We start from the raw sequence: 892 nt of genomic DNA, 5'->3' as shown, positions 1-892 counted from the left end.
TTACCCCTTGTGGGAGGGAGCTGTCGAAGGTGGGATCGGTGATTGGGACTAAGTCGTAACAAGGTAGCCGTACCGGAAGGTGCGGCTGGATCACCTCCTTTCTAAGGAGTATCTTTCGAGCGTTATGGCACTGTCGTGACCGAGTGTGTTGCGGGTGCTGCTCGTTGGGTGGAACATCAATGAATCAACAGGCTGCTGCTGGTTGGGCTGGCTCTAGTACGTGTCTCTTCGGGGGTGCTGGAACGGGTCTGGGTTCGGCTGGTGGGGTTTGGTAGGCACACTATTGGGGTGTGAGGCGGCTTGTGTCGTTTCTTCCCTGCTGGGGTAGGAGCCATCCTGTGTGGGTGGTGGGGCCTTGGTGTGGGGGTGTTGTTTGTCAACTGCATAGTGGACGCGAGCATCTTGTAAGCAATTTACAGATTGTTGCGAAACGAAACTTTGTTTTTGTTTTGTCTCTGTGTGTTCATTTTTATGTGTGTTTTGTTGAAGTTTTCAAGGGCGCACGGTGGATGCCTGGGCACAAGAAGCCGATGAAGGACGTGGGAGTCTGCGTTAAGCCCCGGGGAGGTGACAACCGACCTGTGAGCCGGGGATGTCCGAATGGGGAAACCTGCCAGGCGTTATGGTCTGGTACCTGCCGTTGAATGTATAGGCGGTATGGGGGGAACGCGGGGAAGTGAAACATCTCAGTACCCGTAGGAAGAGAAAACAATTGTGATTCCGTGAGTAGTGGCGAGCGAAAGCGGATGTGGCTAAACCTGGTTGGTGTGATACTCGGCAGAGGTTGCTGATCAGGGGTTGTGGGATGTGCATGGATTGGGCTGCCGCCTGGTCGTCGCTGTCAGTGTGTGGTAGGTGAATCCTTGTGAGTGGGGAACCGTAGTGGGTGTGA

General features: G+C 54.6%; 2 rRNA genes. Both read left to right on the top strand.

The features are described from left to right. Window positions 1-101: ribosomal RNA gene (locus MHY20_RS11505) — 16S ribosomal RNA — on the top strand; the annotation flags it as partial. 381 nt (window positions 102-482) lie between these two features. Further along, window positions 483-892, top strand: a 23S ribosomal RNA gene (locus tag MHY20_RS11500); the annotation flags it as partial.

Source organism: Helcobacillus sp. ACRRO (genome assembly GCF_022347125.1).
In the GTDB taxonomy this organism is placed as follows: domain Bacteria; phylum Actinomycetota; class Actinomycetes; order Actinomycetales; family Dermabacteraceae; genus Helcobacillus; species Helcobacillus massiliensis.
The sequence above is the reverse complement of the archived record's forward strand: the minus strand, read 5'-3'. Positions and strand labels throughout refer to the sequence as shown.